The following is a 16,713-nucleotide window of genomic DNA, read 5'->3' as shown; positions in this document are numbered from 1 at the left end:
GGGTCAGTCCTCCGTGACCGGCTTGAAGCGGCGCAGCTCGAGCAGGCGATAGCCGGTGTAGTTGCCGAGCAGCAGGATCAGCGCCATCAGGATCAGCTGGACGCCGAGGAAGTTGAAGGTGATATGGCGGACCCAGGGGTTGTTCATCGCCAGGTAGGCCAGTACCGCGGTGACCAGGCTGCCGCCGCCCTGGATCAGCACCTGCTTGGGGCCTTCCTCTTCCCAGAGGATGGACATCCGCTCGATGGTCCAGGAGAGGATGATCATCGGGAAGAAGGTGATGGTCAGGCCGGCATTGAGCCCGAAGCGGTAGGAGAGCACCGAGAACACCGAGATGATGGCGATGACCGTGATGATCACCGCCGTCACTCGCGCCACCAGCAGCAGGTTCAGGTAGGAGAGGTAGTTGCGGATCACCAGCCCGACGGCCACCACCAGCAGGAAGCCGACCAGTCCGGTGACAAGAGTGGTCTGGATGAAGGCCAGCGCTATCAGCACGGGCATGAAGGTGCCCGAGGTCTTGATGCCCACCAGCACCCGAAGGATCACCACCATCAGTGCGCCGATGGGGATCAGCAGGATGGTCTGGAACAGCGCCTGATCCTCCAGGGGCAGGCTGTGGATCGAGAAGTTGAGCAGGGTGTCATCGGCCAGCTGGCTGCGCACCGCCGCCGCCGCCGGCTGGTTACGGGAGAGCATCGAGAAGCCGACCCGCGAGTCGCTGCCGCCCTGGACCTCGAGCACCGCCTGCCCGGCGGACTCCCAGAGGAGCAGATTGTCCGGCCGGCCGCGGGTCCCGGTGCGGGGGTCAAACAGCGCCCACTCCTGGTCGTCGAAGACCTGGATCCAGGAGGTCAGGCTCTGCCGTCGGCGGCCGTGCTCGAGCAGCAGGCCACTGACCTCTCGGGCCGGCACGCCGGCCTGGTTGAGCAGTCGCACCAGCAGCGGCGTGCGATCGAACTGGGTCAGCAGCAGGCGGGCATTCTCGCCCTGGCGCTCCTCGGTGAAGTCGGTGATCAGCTCGCGGGCGAAGGTGAAGGGGTCGGCGCTGCGTGCCCAGGCCCGCTCGATCACCTGGCTGGCCGCGGTGTCGTAGGGCGTTTCCCAGACGATGTCACGCCGCAGGGGAGGGGACTCGATCGCCGGGTTCTTCGACTCCGGGGCCACCAGTGCCTGGACGCTGTAATAGAGCTGCTGGTCGCCGGTGGCCTCGCGCGTGGACCATTCGGCGCGTCGGCCGCCGTTCTCCTCGAGGAAGGCCAGACCGTAGCCGGGCGAGGCGGTGTGTTCGGTGAGGATGCGATACCCCTGCTGGCTCGAGGGCAGCGCCATGTTGACCTTGGCCGGCCCGCCGTCGGCGGTGAAGTTGACCTGGGCCTCGATTTCCCAGACCTGGCGCTGCTCGCCCGGTGTCCAGGGGACCTCGAACTGCACGTGGCGGTGGATGCTCAGGGCAACACCGGCCACCAGCAGGAAGGCGACGATCAGGTAGAAGGGCAGTCGTGACATGGATCTTCCTTGAGGGAGCTTGGGTCAGGCGGCGTGACGAGCGTCACTCGTCCGCTTCTTCATCGCGATCAGCGGCCTCGTCGGCGGCGGCTTCCTCTGCCGGACGCCCGCCCGGGTACTCGGGGCGCTCATGGAGGTACTGCTCGGCGACGTCGATGACGGCGATGTCCATCAGGAAACGGCGGCCCAGCAGGACCGGGTGGTCCAGGTGGGTGCGGTCATTGAGGGTGAACTGCACCGTCTCGCGCAGTGGACCCAGGGTCATCAGCAGGCTGATCACCGGGCGCGAATCCTCGCCGGAGGCCTGGATGATGCGCACCCGGCGCTCCACCGGCGCCTCGATCCACTCGTCGCGAACGTCGGCGACCACGCTATCGGCCTCGTTGAGGCCCAGCTTGAAGCGTACCCAGTTCTCGCCGTCGCGCTCGAAGCGGGTGATCTCGGTGGCCGACAGCGACGAGGTGGTGGCACCGGAATCGATGCGCGCCTTGAGGTAGGTGCCGACACCCGGCAGACCGATCCATTCGCTGCGCCCCAGGATCTCCTTGTTGTCCAGGCGCGTCTGGCTGTCGCTACATTCGCGGGTTACCTCGGGTGCGTCGTCATCGCGGTCGAGTTGCGCCACCTGGCCCTGCAGTTGCCGCAACAGGCTGCCGACCTCACGCACGTCTGCCGACAGCGCCTGCTGACGGTGCAGCTGCTGGTCGAGCCGGGCCTGCTGGCCGCTCACGCAGCTGGCGGTGACCGCGCCTTCCAGCCGCTCGATACGCGCCTGGAACTCTGCGCTGGTAACGGGCGGCGGCGGGGGCTCGCGGTCGGGCAGCAGGGTGCAGCCGCTCAACAGCAGGGTGACAACGATCAGTGTGCCGGCAGACGGCAGGCAGTGGCGCATGAACAGGGCTCGAACATCAGGGTGATGCGTGATGATAAGGAGTCGCCGACAGCCTTGTCCAACGTCGACGGGGCGCGACAGCATGATTATAGTCGGCCCCATACGATTCACCCATCACCATGATTTAACATAATATACATTATACGAACCTATAGCCCTGTGTGCTTTTTCTCCCTCGAGTGCTCCCAAGGCGCCTGATGACGTCTGCCGGGCGCTAGGAGTTCGTTGCGCCCTACGGCGATGACGGCACGACTTCCACGCCCGGGACATTCGATCGAAGACGCCCTTCGCTGCTGCCATTGTCGGCAAACAGATATCCCTGGCGCCGCAGCGACTCCCAGGACCGCAACGCTCTGATGATATGGCGCCATGCTGGGCAATGCGCACCACGACCCGCGTGGCCAAGCACGAGAATACCCAGGCCGGCTCCGTCGCTGGATTCGACTCTCCGCGCCGACGATGTCGCCAATGAACAACATAACGGCCGGACTTCTGGGCGTTCCGTGCGTACCAGGGCCACGCCTTTCATGTGACGAGTGCCGAGGCTATGGCGCCCGCACTGGCAATCCGCTAGCCTTCCTGTACAGACCCTTTTGATGGAATTAAAAATGTACAGGAAATGGCTCATCCGCCTGGCCATGCTGCTGCTCCCACTCGGGCTGCTGGCCGGCTGCAGCAGCGTCGATATCGAGCGCTATGCGGGCACCACACCGCGCCTCGACATCGGCGACTACTTCGACGGCAAGACCCGCGCCTGGGGCATGGTGCAGGACTACAGCGGCGAGGTGCAGCGCCGCTTCACCGTGGAGATCGATGGACGGCTCGAGGGCGACACCCTGACCCTGGACGAACGCTTTACCTATGACGACGGCGAGACCGACCGACGCATCTGGACCTTCAAGCGCCAGGGGGAAAATCGCTGGATCGGCCGCGCCAATGACGTCGAGGAGCCGGTGGAGGCGCGCCAGGCCGGCCACGCCTTCACCATGCGCTATCGCCTGCCCGTCGAGGTCTCGGGGCGCGAGATCACCTTCACCCTGGACGACTGGATGTACCTGCAGCCCGACGGGCGCCTGATCAATCGCACGGCGATGAAGAAATTCGGGGTCACCCTCGCCGAGATCACCATCGTCTTCGACCGGACCCCGTGACGAGAACGCCCCCGGCTCATGGGAGCCGGGGGCGTCGAAGTCTCGTCTCGACAGCGGTGGTCGATCAGAGCGGCTTCTTGTCGTCGGCCTCGGCCGGCGCGTAGGAGCCATCCTCGCGATGCACCTCGTTGCCAGTCAGGCCCGGCGTGAACACGCAGGCCAGATGCATGGTCTTGCTGGCGCGCAGCAGGTGCTCATCGTGCTGGTCGAGGATGTAGATGTCACCCGGCTTGATCGGCCAGATCTTGCCGTCGGCCAGGGTCTCCACCTCGCCCTCGCCCTCGATGCAGAAGACGGCCTCGAAGTGGTGCTTGTAGTGGATATGGGTCTCGGTACCCTCATAGATGCGGGTGATGTGGAACGAGCAGTTGCCGCCATCATCGGCCAGGCTCAGGCGGGTGCTGTCCCAGTTGCCGTTCTCGGCCTTCACCAGGCGGTCAGACTTGCGGGCTTCGTCGAGGTTGCGAACAATCATGGATGCTCTCCAGTGGTGTCAGTGACGGACCGGCCGGCCCCTGCCGACCGGTCGATGACCGGGCCGCCCATGGGGCGACACCTTCAGCCTATCAGCTAAGCGCCTGCTTGGTGCTGGTCTCGAGGATATCGAGGCCCTTTTCCAGCTCCTCGTCGGTGATGGTCAGCGGGCAGAGGCACTTGACCACCTCGCCGTCCTGACCGCTGGTCTCGATGACCAGGCCGTTCTCGAAGGCCTTGTGGGTGATCTTGTCGGCGATCTCGCCGCTGCCCACGTCGATGCCGCGCATCAGGCCGCGGCCGCGCTCGGAGGCTTCGATGTCCAGCTCGCGGAGCATGCCGGCGATCTTCTGGAAGCGCTTGGCGACCACCTCGCCCTTGCGCGCCACGTCCTGCGCGAAGGTATCATCGCTCCAGTACTGGCGCAGCGCGGCGGCCGCGGTGGTGAAGGCCAGCGCGAAGCCGCGGAAGGTACCGTTGTACTGGCCCGGCTTCCAGACATCGAGCTCGGGGCGCATCAGCACCTGGGAGAACGGCAGGCCCAGGCCGGAGAGCGACTTGGAGTTGGTGACGATGTCGGGGACGACGTCGGCGTGCTCGAAGCTGAAGAACTTGCCGGTGCGGCCGCAGCCGGCCTGGATGTCATCGACGATCAGCAGGATGTCATGGGCGTGACAGATGCCCTCGAGACGCTTGAGCCAGTCGAGGCCGGCGACGTTGATGCCGCCCTCCCCCTGCACGGTCTCGACGATCACCGCCGCCGGGATGTCCAGGCCGCCGGACTTGTCGCCGAGCAGCTTCTCGAAGTAGTCCAGGGTGTCGGCGCCCTCGCCCAGGTAGCCGTCGAAGGGCAGGAAGCTGCCGCCGACCGTGGGCACCCCGCCGGTGGCCTCGCGGAACTTGCGGTTACCGGTGGTGGCCAGCGCGCCCATGGTCACGCCGTGGAAGCCGTTGGTGAAGGTGACGATGTTGTGGCGGCCCTTGGCGTTGCGGGCCAGGCGGATGGCCGCTTCGACGGCATTGGTGCCGGTCGGCCCGGGGAACTGGACCTTGTAGTCCAGGCCGCGCGGCTTGAGGATCACCTCATCGAGGGCCTCGAGGTAGTCACGCTTGGCGGCGGTCCAGAAGTCCAGGCCATGGATGATGTTGTCCTCGGCCAGGTAGTCGAGCAGCGCCTGCTTGATGTGCGGGTTGTTGTGGCCGTAGTTCAGGGTGCCGGCACCGGCCAGGAAGTCGATGTACTCGCGGCCCTCCTCGTCGGTCAGGCGCGCATTCTGGGCCTTGGTGAAGACCACCGGAAAGGAGCGTGAATAGGTCCGGACTTCGGACTCCATGCGTTCGAGGATCTGGGTCTGCATGTGCGACCTCCTGTTGGCAATAGATAGGGATCAGGACGCGCGAGCGCGGCTGACGGGGCGTGGGGTTGCCTGCCGCCCGAGGACGGCAGGCGCGATGAAGCGGGGGGACTCAGATGCGATCGGTCTGGAAGGGGCCGATGCGCACGAGGTTTTCCGGGTCGTGCTCGCCACCGAGCTGGTCGGTGGAGAAGTACTCGCGGCTGTTGAGCGGCGCCTGCCAGCGTTCGGCAAGCCGCCGGAACAGGCCCCAGGAGGCCTGGTTGTCGGGGGTGATGGTGGTCTCGAGGTGGTGGACCTCGGCCATCTCCGGGCGGGTCATCACGGCCTCCACCAGGCGCCGGGCCAGGCCGGTGCCGCGCGCCTTCTCGCCGACCGCTACCTGCCACAGGAAGTAGGTGTCCGGGGCGTTGCTCTTCACGTAGCCGGAGACGAAGCCGACGATCTCGCCCTCCTCGTTGGTCGCCACGGCGCAGCTGTCGCGGAACTGGGTCGCCAGCAGCAGGTAGGCATAGGCGGAGTTGACGTCCAGCGGGGGGCAGGACTTGACCAGCTCGTAGATGCCCCAGCCATCATCGGGATTGGGCTTGCGGATGAACAGCGGATAGGCCTCGTGACCGACCACGGCGTCCGCCACGGTGGGTCGGGCCAGGTCGGCGGAGGGCGTGAAGGGCTCGGTGGTAGCGTTCATTGTCATGGTTCGCTGTAGCGAATTTGTAGGGGAGTATAACAGCGGCGTATCGGCAATTCAAAACCATGATTATCCTGGCGACATGGATCCATAATGGAAAATTATGCTGCGTGGGCCGGCACCCGCCAGTCGAGCCGCTCCTCTTGGATAATAGCCCACTCCGATGACGTCGGGAGGCCGAAACGTCACGGGCCACCCCTGAGGGTGGCCCGCGACGCCGTCCGAGGCTCTCGAGGACTCACCGCCGGGTCGGCGCACGCATGGTGACGAACTCCTCGGCGCCGGTGGGATGGATGCCCACGGTGGCGTCGAAGTCGGCCTTGGTGAGGCCCGCGCGCACGGCCACGGCGATGCCCTGAATCACCTCGCCGGCCTCCTCGCCCACCATGTGGGCCCCTACCACCACGTCGCTGGCGTCGTCGACGATCAGCTTCATCAGGCAGCGCTCGCTGCTGCCGGAGAGGGTGTGCTTCATGGGGCGGAAGTCGGCGACATAGACGCGGATCTCGCCACAGGCCTGGCGGGCCTGCTCCTCGGAGAGCCCCACGGTACCGATGTTGGGGTGACAGAACACCGCGGTGGGGATGTTGCGGTAGTCAAGCGCAGCCGGCTCGACCTCGTCGAAGTGATGCCTGACCATCTGCATGGCCTCGGCGAGCGCCACCGGGGTCAGCTCGGGGCCACCGGTCACGTCGCCCAGGGCGAGGATCGAGGGCACGGAGGTCTCGAAGCGTTCGTTGACGCGCAGGTGGCCGCTGTCGGTCAAGGCGATGTCGAGGCGATCGAGGCCCAGGCCTTCGAGGTGGGGGCGGCGGCCGGTCGCCGCCAGCACGGCATCCACCTCGAGCTGCTCGCCGTTGGTGAGGCTCACCCGCAGGCCTCCCTCGACCTTCTCGATCGAGGCGATGTTGGCCTCGAAGTGCAGATGGACGCCCTTCTTGGCCATCTCGTCGCGGGTGAACTCGCGCACCTGCTGGTCGAAGCCGCGCAGGAACAGCTCGCCGCGGTAGACCAGGTGGGCATCGCTGCCCAGGCCATTGAAGATGCTGGCGAACTCCACGGCGATATAGCCGCCACCGAGGACCAGGAAGCGCTCGGGGAAGCGCTCGAGGTCGAAGACCCGATTGGAATCCACCACGTGCTGGTTGCCCGGGAACTCCGGCACCCAGGGCCAGCCCCCCACCGCGACCAGGATCTTCTCGGCGCTCAGGGTCTCGTCGTTGACGCTGACATGGTGCGCGTCAAGCACCTTGGCGCGGCCGTTGATCAAGCGCACCCCGGCGGTGTCGAGCAGGCGGCCGTAGATGTCGTTGAGCCGCTTGATCTCGCCGACCTTGTTGTCGCGCAGCGTGGCCCACTCGAAGCGCGGCGCCTCGGGCAGGTGCCAGCCGAAGCCGCCGGCGTCCTCGAAGGCCTCGTGGAAATGGGCCGCATAGGAGTAGAGCTTCTTGGGCACGCAGCCCACGTTGACGCAGGTGCCGCCCAGGTAGCGATCCTCCGCCACGGCGACCCGCGCGCCGGTGGCGGCGGCGGTGCGGGCGGCGCGTACGCCACCGGAGCCCGCCCCGATCACGAACAGGTCATAGTCGAAGTCTGACACACAAGTCTCCTGTCGAAGGGTCGAGCCGCGTTCGGCCCGCCAGTGAATCTCGAGGCGGATCATACCAGTCGAGGCGACGCCCCGGGAGAGCGGTTGACCACCCCGGCAGGCGAGGTTACAAGGGTGCACCGTCCTTCCCTGCCACGGCTACCGGAGCCTGTCATGAAACGCGAGATCGAGAGACTGCTGGCCAACAACCGCACCTGGGCGGAGAAGATGTGCCGGGACGACCCGGACTACTTCGCCCGCCTGGCCCGCCAGCAGAGTCCCGACTACCTGTGGATCGGCTGTTCAGACTCCCGCGTGCCGGCCAACCAGATCATCGACCTGCCACCGGGCGAGGTCTTCGTCCACCGCAACGTCGCCAACCTGCTCCACCACAACGACATGAACGCCCTCTCGGTGGTGCAGTTCGCCGTGGACGTGCTCAAGGTGCGCCACATCATGGTGGTCGGCCACTACGGCTGTGGCGGCGTGCGGGCGGCCGTCGCCGGCGGCGAGTGCGGCATGGTCGACTACTGGCTGCATTCGGTGCGCGAGCTCTACAGCCACCACCGCAGTGCCCTGGAAACGCTGCCCCTCGAGGAGCAGATCGATCGCATGTGCGAGCTCAACGTCGAGGCCCAGGTCAACAACCTGTGCCAGACCAAGATCGTCCAGCGCGCCTGGCAGCGCGGCCAGGCGCTCTCCGTGCACGGCTGGGTCTACGGGCTGAGCGACGGCCGGGTCTCCGACCTCGACTGCAGCGTACATGGCCTCGACCAGGTCGCGACCCTCTATCGCATCGACCGCATCACCCCCGCCGGGGACTGACCCGGGCCCCGCCCGGCGAGGCTCATTCGTCGGGCGCATGAGCCCTCTCACAATTTCGATTGTGCCTCCATGGCCGAGCTCACTATGTTGTTGACTGGACCTTCGTGGTCATCACCAACAACAAGTCAACCGGCATGGAACGACACATGACTCTCAAGAAGACCCTGCTGGCGAGCGTGATCGGCGCCGCCATGACCACCGCCGTGCTGCCCTCCGTGGCCAGCGCCGAGACCACCCTGCGCATGGCCTATGATGCCGACCCGGTGTCGCTGGACATCCACGAGCAGCTCTCCGGGGGGATCCTCCAGCTCTCTCACATGACCTTCGACCCCCTGGTGCGCTGGACCAGCGACCTGGAGTTCGAGCCGCGCCTGGCCACCGGCTGGGAGCAGGTCGACGACACCACCCTGCGCATGACCCTGCGCGAGGGGGTGGAATTCCACAGCGGCAACGCCTTCACCGCCGAGGACGTGGTCTGGACCGTCGAGCGCCTCAAGCGCAGCCCGGACTTCAAGGCGATCTTCGAGCCCATCGAGAGCGTCACCGCGGTCGATGAGACCACGGTGGAATTCACGACCGCCAAGCCCTACCCGCTGCTGCTTAACCTTGCCACCTACATCTTCCCGCTGGACAGCGCCTTCTACAGCGGCACCGACGAGGACGGCGACCCCAAGGACGAGATCGTCAAGAACGGCAACTCCTTCGCCTCGGCCAACCTCTCCGGTACCGGCCCCTTCACCGTGGTCGAGCACCAGAAGGGCACCCGCATGGAGTTCGACCGCTTCGACGGCTACTGGGACGACGAGTCCCCGGGCAACGTGGAGCACATCGTGCTCACCCCGATCAGCGAGAACGCCACCCGCGTGGCCGCCCTGCTCTCCGGCGACGTGGACTTCATCGCCCCGGTGCCGCCCAACGACCTGGACCGGATCCGCGAGGACGAGGATGTCCAACTGGTGACCATGTCCGGCACGCGGATCATCTTCTTCCACATGAATCAGGAGCGCGTCGAGGCCTTCCAGGACCCGCGGGTGCGCCAGGCCTTCGCCTATGCCGTCAACCAGGAGGGCATCGCCGACCGCCTGATGAAGGGCTTCGCCACCCCGGCGGCGCAGTTCTCGCCGGAGGGTTATGCCGGCCATGTGGCGGACCTCGAGCCGCGCTACGACCTGGAGAAGGCCCAGCAGCTGATGGCCGAGGCAGGCTTCGAGGAGGGCTTCGAGATCTCCATGATGGCGCCCAACAACCGCTACGTGAACGATGCCAAGATCGCCCAGGCGGTGGCCGCCATGCTGGCACGCATCAACGTCACGGTGGACCTCAAGACCCTGCCCAAGGCCCAGTACTGGGGCGAGTACGACGACCGCGCCGCCGACATGATGCTGATCGGCTGGCACGCCGACACCGAGGACAGCGCCAACTTCCACGAGTACCTGACGGCCTGCCCGGATGCCGACAGCGGCGCCGGCCAGTACAACGCCGGCAACTACTGCAACCCGGAACTCGACAAGCTGGTGGCCGAGGCCAACCTGGAGGTCGACCTCGAGAAGCGCGCCGAGATGCTGCAGCAGGTCGAGCAGACCCTGCATGACGAGGCGGCCGTCGTGCCCCTGCACTGGCAGGACCTGGCCTGGGCCTCGGCGTCCAACATCGACATCGAGCCGATCCTCAACGTGATGAACTTCCCCTACCTCGGGGACCTGGTGATCAACGAAGAGTAAGTCCGCCCCGCGCCGGCCCCGAGGGGCTGGCCATCCGAAACCTGACCCCTGTGACGCGCTCGCCAGCCGAGTGCGTCGCCGCGTGTTGCACACGGGACGCCAGCCATGATCGCCTTCCTGATCAAGCGCCTCTTCCATGCCCTGCTGGTGATGTTCGTCATCAGCCTCATCGCCTTCGCCATCCAGGACAACCTGGGCGACCCCATCCAGCAGATGGTCGGCCAGTCGGTGCCGGAGAGCGAGCGCGAGGCCCTGCGCGAGCAGCTGGGCCTCAACGACCCCTTCCTGGTCCAGTACCTGCGCTTCGCGGGCAATGCCCTGCAGCTGGACTTCGGCTACTCCTACATCTTCAACCAGCCCACCACCGAGGTGATCGCCCGCCACCTGCCGGCGACCCTGGAGCTGGTCTTCGCCACCACCCTGCTGATCGCGCTGTTCTCGGTGCCGATCGGCGTCTATAGCGCGATCCGGCCCCGGGCGTGGCTGTCGCGCTTCTTCATGGGGGTGTCGATCATCGGCATCTCCATCCCGGTCTTCCTCACCGCCATCATGCTGATCCAGCTGTTCGCCATCGGCGTCTCCTGGTCGCCCTTCCCCGCCGATACCGGCTGGGGGGCCTGGCTCAACGACCTGGTCAGTACCGAGGGCGGCATGCCGGCCTACGGGCGCGGCAACCCGGTGCCCGTGTTCGGCACCTGGGCGACCAACTTCGCCTCCCTCGAGGGCCTCACCTACCTGGTGCTGCCGGCCATCTCGCTGGCCTCGATCATGCTGCCGCTGTTCATCCGCCTGATCCGCGCGGAGATGCTCGAGGTGCTGCAGTCCGAGTACGTGAAGTTCGCGCGCGCCAAGGGTATCTCGCTGCGCCGCATCTACTTCCTGCACGCCCTGAAGAACACCATGCTGCCGGTGATCACCATGGGCGGGGTGCAGATCGGCACCCTGGTGGCCTACACCATCCTCACCGAGACGGTCTTCCAGTGGCCGGGCATGGGGCTGATGTTCCTCAACGCCATCCAGCGCTCCGACGTGCCGCTGATCATTACCTACCTGATGATCGTGGGGCTGATCTTCGTGATCACCAACACCCTGGTCGACCTGATCTATGGCCTGGTCAACCCCACCGTCAAGCTGACAGGGAAACCCGCATGACAACCACGACACCCCAGGTGGCGAGCCGCTGGTCACGCTTTCGCGGCTCCTACCTGCTCTACAGCTTCAAGCGTGACCTGATCGCCCAGCTGAGCCTGGTGGTCTTCATCGCCCTGGTCGCCGTGGCGGTGCTGGCCCCGTGGCTGGCGCCCATGAACCCCTACGACCTGGCGCAGATCGACATCATGGCCTCGGAGCTGCCGCCCTTCTGGGTCGAGGGCAGCGACCCGACCTACCCGATGGGCACCGACGCCCAGGGCCGCGACCTGCTCTCCACCATCCTCTATGGCGCCCGGGTGTCGCTGATCATCGGCTTCGGCGCGGTGGCCCTCCAGGCAATGCTGGGGGTCAGCTTCGGGCTGCTCGCCGGTTACCTGGGCGGCCGCGTGGATGCCTTCCTGATGCGCCTGGCCGACATCCAGCTGTCGTTCTCCACCCTGATGGTGGCCATCGTGGTGGGCGCCCTGGTCAAGGCGATCTTCGGTGGCGCCACCTTCAGCGCCTATGCGGTGCCGCTGCTGGTGCTGATCATCGGCCTGGCCGAATGGCCCCAGTACGCGCGCACGGTGCGCGCCTCGGTGCTGGCCGAGCGCCACAAGGAGTATGTCGATGCGGCCCGGGTGATGGGCTTTACCAGCCGGCGGATCATGTTCCGCCATATCCTGCCCAATACCCTGTCGCCGATCTTCGTCATCTCCACGGTGCAGGTGGCCAACGCCATCATCTCCGAGGCGGCGCTCTCCTTTCTCGGCCTGGGCATGCCCGAGACGCAGCCGTCGCTGGGCTCGCTGATCAAGTCCGGCTTCGACTACCTGCAGTCGGGCTCCTGGTGGATCACCCTGATCCCCGGCCTGGTGCTGGTGGTGCTGGTGCTGGTGATCAATCTGCTCGGCGACTGGCTGCGCGACGTCCTCAACCCGCGACTCTACAAGGGCTGATCCCATGGCACTCCTCGACGTAAACCATCTCGACGTGCGCTTCGCCCTTCGCCGCGGCGATGTCCAGGCGCTGCGCGACGTCAGCTTCAGCCTCGAGCGCGGCGAGCGCCTGGGGATCGTGGGCGAGTCCGGCGCCGGCAAGTCGGTGGCGGCCTTCAGCCTGCTCAACCTGATCGCCAAGCCGGGCTACATCGCCGGCGGCAGCATCCACTTCGACGGTCGCGACCTGACCCAGATGAGCGACCGGGCGCTGCGCCATGTCCGCGGCCACCGCATGTCGATGATCTTCCAGGATCCGATGATGACCCTGAACCCGGTGCTCTCCATCGGCGAGCAGATGGTCGAATGCCTCAAGGCCCACCGGCGCATCTCGACCCGCGAGGCCCGGGCGATCGCCCTGCGCAAGCTCGAGCAGGTTCAGATCCCCTCCCCCGCGGCGCGCCTGGACCAGTACCCCCACGAGCTCTCCGGCGGCATGCGCCAGCGGGTGATCATCGCCATCGCGCTGCTGCTCGACCCCGACATCATCATCGCCGACGAGCCCACCACCGCGCTGGACGTGACCATCCAGGCCGAGATCATGGCGCTGCTGCTGGAACTGTGCGAGAAGCACAACGTCGGCCTGATCCTGATCACCCACGACCTGGGCGTGGTCAGCCAGGTCACCCAGCGCATGCTGGTGATGTATGCCGGCCGGGTGATCGAGCAGGGCCCGACGCGGGAGATCATCAACGACCCCCAGCATCCCTACACCCAGGGGCTGATCAATGCCCTGCCGCAGATGGCCACCCCCGGCAGCCGGCTCAACCAGATCCCCGGCAGCATGCCGTCGCTGGACAACCTGCCGAGCGGCTGCGCCTTCCACCCGCGCTGCGGCTTCGTCGAGCGCGCCGATGGCACCACCCGCCGCGCCTGCATCGACGAGGTCCCCGGTTTCGTGACTTCCGGCAACTGTCGGGTCGCCTGTCACATGGTCGCCGAGATGCTCGAGCGCGAACGCATCCCGGCCGAGGAGATTCGCCGATGAGTTCCACCGCCCACGCCCACGCCCCTGGCCAGGCCCCCGAGGCGGCCAGCCCCCTGCTGGAGATCCGCGCCCTGGAGAAGCACTTCGCGCTCTCCGGAGATTTCCTTGAGCAGCTCAAGTTCAAGAAGGGCAGGATCGTCCGCGAACAGCAGCACGTGCATGCCATCAACGGCGTCGACCTGGAGATCCGGCGCGGCGAGGCGCTCTGCGTGGTCGGCGAGTCCGGCTGCGGCAAGTCCACCGTGGCCCGTACCGTGATGGGCCTGCTCCATCCCAGCGCCGGCGAGATCCACTATGACGGTCAGCGCATCGACGACCTCTCCCACAAGGCGCTGATGCCCTACCGCCGGCGCATGCAGATGATCTTCCAGAACCCCTATGCCTCGCTCAACCCGCGGATGACCATCCAGCAGACCCTGGAGGAGCCGATCCGCCTCCACCACCCTGACTGGTCGGCGCAGCGCATCAAGGAGCAGGTCGCCGAGGTGATGAGCTCGGTGGGCATCGCGGCCGACTGGGGCGCCCGCTACGGCCACGAGTTCTCCGGCGGCCAGCGTCAGCGCATCGCCATCGCCCGCGCCCTGGCGGTGGACCCGGAGTTCATCGTCGCCGACGAGCCGATCTCGGCGCTGGACGTGTCGATCCAGGCCCAGGTGCTGAACCTGCTGATGGAGGCCCAGCAGCAGCGCAACCTGACCTACCTGTTCATCACCCATGACCTCGCCGTGGTCGAGCACTTCGGTACCCGGGTGGCGGTGATGTACCTGGGCCGGGTCTGCGAGGTGGCGCCGACGGCGACACTCTTCGCCAAGCCGCGACACCCCTACACCCAGGCCCTGATGTCGGCGATCCCGCGCCTCGAGGACGACCGGCCGCAGCACATCCGCCTGGAGGGCGAGGTGCCCACGCCGGTCAACCTGCCCTCGGGCTGCGTCTTCCACGGCCGCTGCCCCCATGCCGACGCGCGCTGCCGGCGCGAGATCCCGGGCCTGATCGCCACCGCCGACGGCGGCCAGGTGGCCTGTCACGCCGTGGAGGAAGGGCGCATCGACTGAGGCCCGCCACGCTATGGCACAATGCCGGGGCCGAGACACGGCCACGGCACGCACGAGGATCGACATGGAACTGCGCTGGCTGGAAGACTTCGTCACCCTGGCCCGGACCCAGCACTTCTCCCGGGCGGCGGAGGAGCAAAACGTCACCCAGCCGACCTTCTCGCGACGCATCAAGCTGCTCGAGGAGGAGATGGGCACCACCCTGATCAACCGCCAGACCCTGCCGCTGTCGCTGACCCCGGCCGGGGAGGAGTTCCTCGGCCTCTGCCAGGAGGTCACACGCCGGGTGGCGGCGACCCGCCAGCGGTTGGCCCACCTGGCCGAGGAGCAGGCCGGACAGCTGCGGCTGGCGGCGCCGCAGAGCCTGCTGGCGCACTTCCTCCCCGAGTGGCTGGCAGGCTGGGCCTCGCCGCCCCCGCTGACGCCCTACCTGCGCGCCACCGGCTGGCTGGCCAGCGACTTCTTCGAGGCCCTGGCCCGCGACGAATGCGACCTGGTGCTCTGCTACTGGCCGCCGGGCGCCTGCCCGCTCATGCCGGAGACCGAGGGACTCGCCCATGACTGCCTGGGGCACGAGCGGATGATCCCGACCTCGCTGCCCGAGGCCGACGGCCGCCCCCGCTTCGCGCTTCAGGCCGGGACCCGCTTCACCCTGCCACTGATCGCCTACCACCCCCGCGGGCTGATCGACCTGGCCCTGCGCAGCCACCTGGATGAGCTGCCCGAGGCTCCCCGCTTCCGGGTGCTCCACGAGAGCATCCAGAGCGGCAATATCCGCGAGCTGGTCGGCCTGGGCTATGGCCTCGGCTGGCTGCCCGAACGCACCGTGCGCGGCGACCTGGCCGCCGGCCGCCTGGTGCGGGCCGGCGATGCCCGCTGGGAGGTCCCCCTGGAGATCCGCCTCTACCGCCGGCGCGAGCGCGGCCAGCCCGCCCTCGAGGCCCTCTGGAAGGCGCTGTCCGGCGGCGCCCCTCATCAACCCATCCCGATCCCCTCACCGGAGTCCCCATGACCGCCCCTGCCACGCCCTCGCCGCTCGCCCTCCTGCAACGGTGCCATCTGGAGTCCCTGCAACGGGCCTACGACGAGGTGCTCACGCGCCTGGGGCTCGACGGTGTGCTGCTCTTCAGCGGCCACCCCCGCCGCCACTTCGCCGACGACCAGGAGGCGGGCTTCGCCGCCTACGGCCACTTCATGCACTGGACCGGCCAGGCCGACCTCGCGCGCAGCTGGCTGCTGATCCGCCCGGGCCAGCGACCGAGGCTCAAGGTCCATGCCCCGGACGACTTCTGGCACCTGCCGGCCCGCCTGCCCGACGAGCCCTGGGTGGAGGCCTTCGACATCGAGATGGCCCGCGCCGACGCCCCGCCGGCCCTGCCGGCCGGTCACTTCGCGGTGCTCGGCGATGTATCGGCGGCGCTGGCCGAGACGACCGGCGCCGCCCGCAACCCGGCAACCCTGGTGGCTGCCCTGGACGAGAGCCGCGTGCGCAAGAGCGACTACGAGATCGCCTGCCTGCGCGACGCCAATCACCGCGCCATGGCCGGGCATCGCGCGGCCCGAGACGCCTTCCTGGCGGGCGGCGCCGAGCTCGACATCCAGCTCGCCTACCTGGGCGGCTCCCGCCAGCGCGAGACGGCCCTGCCCTACGCCAGCATCGTCGGGCTCAATGCCCACGGCGGCGTGCTGCACTACCAGCACTACGACAGCGTCGCTCCCGCTAGGCGGCGCAGCCTGCTGCTCGACGCCGGCCACCGCCACCGGGGCTATTGCGCCGACATCACCCGCAGCTGGGCGGGCCCCGATGCCGACCCCGCCTTCGCGGCGCTGATCGAGGGGGTAACGGCGCTGCAGCGCCGGCTGATCGGCGAACTGGCGCCGGGCATGGACTACGTGGACCTTCACCGGCGCATGCACCGGGCCCTGGCAGAGCTGCTGGCCGACCAGGGCCTGGTCCACTGCACGCCCGAGGCGGCCGTGGCCCAGGGCATCACCCGGGCCTTCTGTCCGCATGGCCTGGGCCATTCGCTGGGCCTGCAGGTCCATGACGTGGCCGGCCGGGTAAATGGCGCGGGCCGCCCCTTGCCGCCGCCCGAGACGGATCCCGCCCTGCGCCTAACCCGGGAACTGGAGCCGGGCATGGTGGTCACCATGGAACCCGGGTTCTACGTGATCCCCATGCTGCTGGCACCGCTGAGGGAGGGCGCGGCTGGCGGCGACATCGACTGGTCGCTCGTCGAGCGTCTGGCCGACCATGGCGGTATCCGCATCGAAGACAACCTGGTGATCACCCCCACCGGCCACGACAACCTCACCCCGCCGGAGTGACCGCCCG

At 67.5% G+C, this 16,713-nt stretch carries 15 protein-coding genes; 9 read left to right on the top strand and 6 right to left on the bottom strand.

The window, feature by feature from the left end:
• Positions 1 to 3: 3 nt before the first annotated feature.
• Positions 4 to 1,509, bottom strand: coding sequence for a UUP1 family membrane protein (locus tag M8009_RS02130; RefSeq protein WP_250059115.1), 1,506 nt, complete (start codon positions 1,507 to 1,509; stop codon positions 4 to 6).
• 43 nt (positions 1,510 to 1,552) lie between these two features.
• Positions 1,553 to 2,401: an ATP-dependent zinc protease family protein gene (locus M8009_RS02125; RefSeq protein ID WP_250059114.1), complete on the bottom strand. Its 849-nt coding sequence runs from the start codon at positions 2,399 to 2,401 to the stop codon at positions 1,553 to 1,555.
• A 608-nt stretch (positions 2,402 to 3,009) separates the two neighbouring features.
• On the opposite strand from M8009_RS02125, the gene M8009_RS02120 reads away from it, so the two are divergent.
• Positions 3,010 to 3,552 carry a DUF3833 domain-containing protein gene (locus M8009_RS02120; protein ID WP_250059113.1) on the top strand — a complete coding sequence of 181 codons (543 nt, stop codon included), beginning with the start codon at positions 3,010 to 3,012 and terminating at the stop codon, positions 3,550 to 3,552.
• Positions 3,553 to 3,616: 64 nt separating this feature from the next.
• Here the strand turns inward: M8009_RS02120 and M8009_RS02115 are convergent, their stop codons facing one another.
• From M8009_RS02115 to gorA, 4 genes are all read right to left on the bottom strand, one after another.
• Positions 3,617 to 4,027, bottom strand: coding sequence for an ectoine synthase (locus tag M8009_RS02115; RefSeq protein WP_250059112.1), 411 nt, complete (start codon positions 4,025 to 4,027; stop codon positions 3,617 to 3,619).
• Positions 4,028 to 4,118: 91 nt separating this feature from the next.
• Complete coding sequence (ectB, locus tag M8009_RS02110) at positions 4,119 to 5,384, bottom strand: diaminobutyrate--2-oxoglutarate transaminase (RefSeq protein ID WP_250059111.1); 1,266 nt, start codon at positions 5,382 to 5,384, stop codon at positions 4,119 to 4,121.
• Between the two features lie 109 nt (positions 5,385 to 5,493).
• Positions 5,494 to 6,072 carry a diaminobutyrate acetyltransferase gene (gene ectA, locus M8009_RS02105; protein WP_133634146.1) on the bottom strand — a complete coding sequence of 193 codons (579 nt, stop codon included), beginning with the start codon at positions 6,070 to 6,072 and terminating at the stop codon, positions 5,494 to 5,496.
• Positions 6,073 to 6,310: 238 nt separating this feature from the next.
• Positions 6,311 to 7,672, bottom strand: a complete 1,362-nt coding sequence (gene gorA, locus M8009_RS02100) for a glutathione-disulfide reductase (RefSeq protein WP_250059110.1) — start codon at positions 7,670 to 7,672, stop codon at positions 6,311 to 6,313.
• Between the two features lie 162 nt (positions 7,673 to 7,834).
• On the opposite strand from gorA, the gene can reads away from it, so the two are divergent.
• The 8 genes from can (at position 7,835) to pepQ (ending at position 16,706) form a co-directional block, all read left to right on the top strand.
• Complete coding sequence (gene can, locus M8009_RS02095) at positions 7,835 to 8,485, top strand: carbonate dehydratase (protein ID WP_250059109.1); 651 nt, start codon at positions 7,835 to 7,837, stop codon at positions 8,483 to 8,485.
• Positions 8,486 to 8,631: 146 nt separating this feature from the next.
• The gene (locus M8009_RS02090; protein ID WP_250059108.1) at positions 8,632 to 10,206 is read left to right on the top strand and encodes an ABC transporter substrate-binding protein; all 1,575 of its coding nucleotides are present in this window, start codon (positions 8,632 to 8,634) and stop codon (positions 10,204 to 10,206) included.
• A gap of 105 nt (positions 10,207 to 10,311) precedes the next feature.
• Entirely contained in the window at positions 10,312 to 11,358 is a 1,047-nt protein-coding gene (locus M8009_RS02085; protein ID WP_250059107.1) for an ABC transporter permease, read from the top strand.
• Entirely contained in the window at positions 11,355 to 12,296 is a 942-nt protein-coding gene (locus M8009_RS02080; protein ID WP_250059106.1) for an ABC transporter permease, read from the top strand. The genes M8009_RS02085 and M8009_RS02080 overlap by 4 nt, the downstream gene beginning before the upstream one ends.
• A gap of 4 nt (positions 12,297 to 12,300) precedes the next feature.
• Complete coding sequence (locus tag M8009_RS02075; protein WP_250059105.1) at positions 12,301 to 13,323, top strand: ABC transporter ATP-binding protein; 1,023 nt, start codon at positions 12,301 to 12,303, stop codon at positions 13,321 to 13,323.
• Positions 13,320 to 14,378: an ABC transporter ATP-binding protein gene (locus M8009_RS02070; RefSeq protein WP_250059104.1), complete on the top strand. Its 1,059-nt coding sequence runs from the start codon at positions 13,320 to 13,322 to the stop codon at positions 14,376 to 14,378. Before M8009_RS02075 ends, M8009_RS02070 begins: the two co-directional genes overlap by 4 nt.
• Before the next feature lie 64 nt (positions 14,379 to 14,442).
• Positions 14,443 to 15,390 carry a LysR family transcriptional regulator gene (locus M8009_RS02065; protein ID WP_250059103.1) on the top strand — a complete coding sequence of 316 codons (948 nt, stop codon included), beginning with the start codon at positions 14,443 to 14,445 and terminating at the stop codon, positions 15,388 to 15,390.
• On the top strand, positions 15,387 to 16,706 hold the full coding sequence (pepQ, locus tag M8009_RS02060) for a Xaa-Pro dipeptidase (protein WP_250059102.1): 1,320 nt from the start codon (positions 15,387 to 15,389) through the stop codon (positions 16,704 to 16,706). Before M8009_RS02065 ends, pepQ begins: the two co-directional genes overlap by 4 nt.
• Positions 16,707 to 16,713: the final 7 nt, after the last annotated feature.

This window comes from Halomonas gemina (assembly GCF_023554995.1).
Taxonomy (GTDB): Bacteria; Pseudomonadota; Gammaproteobacteria; order Pseudomonadales; family Halomonadaceae; genus Halomonas; species Halomonas gemina.
Note: the sequence above shows the minus strand (reverse complement) of the source record. Positions and strands in the feature narration are given on the sequence as shown.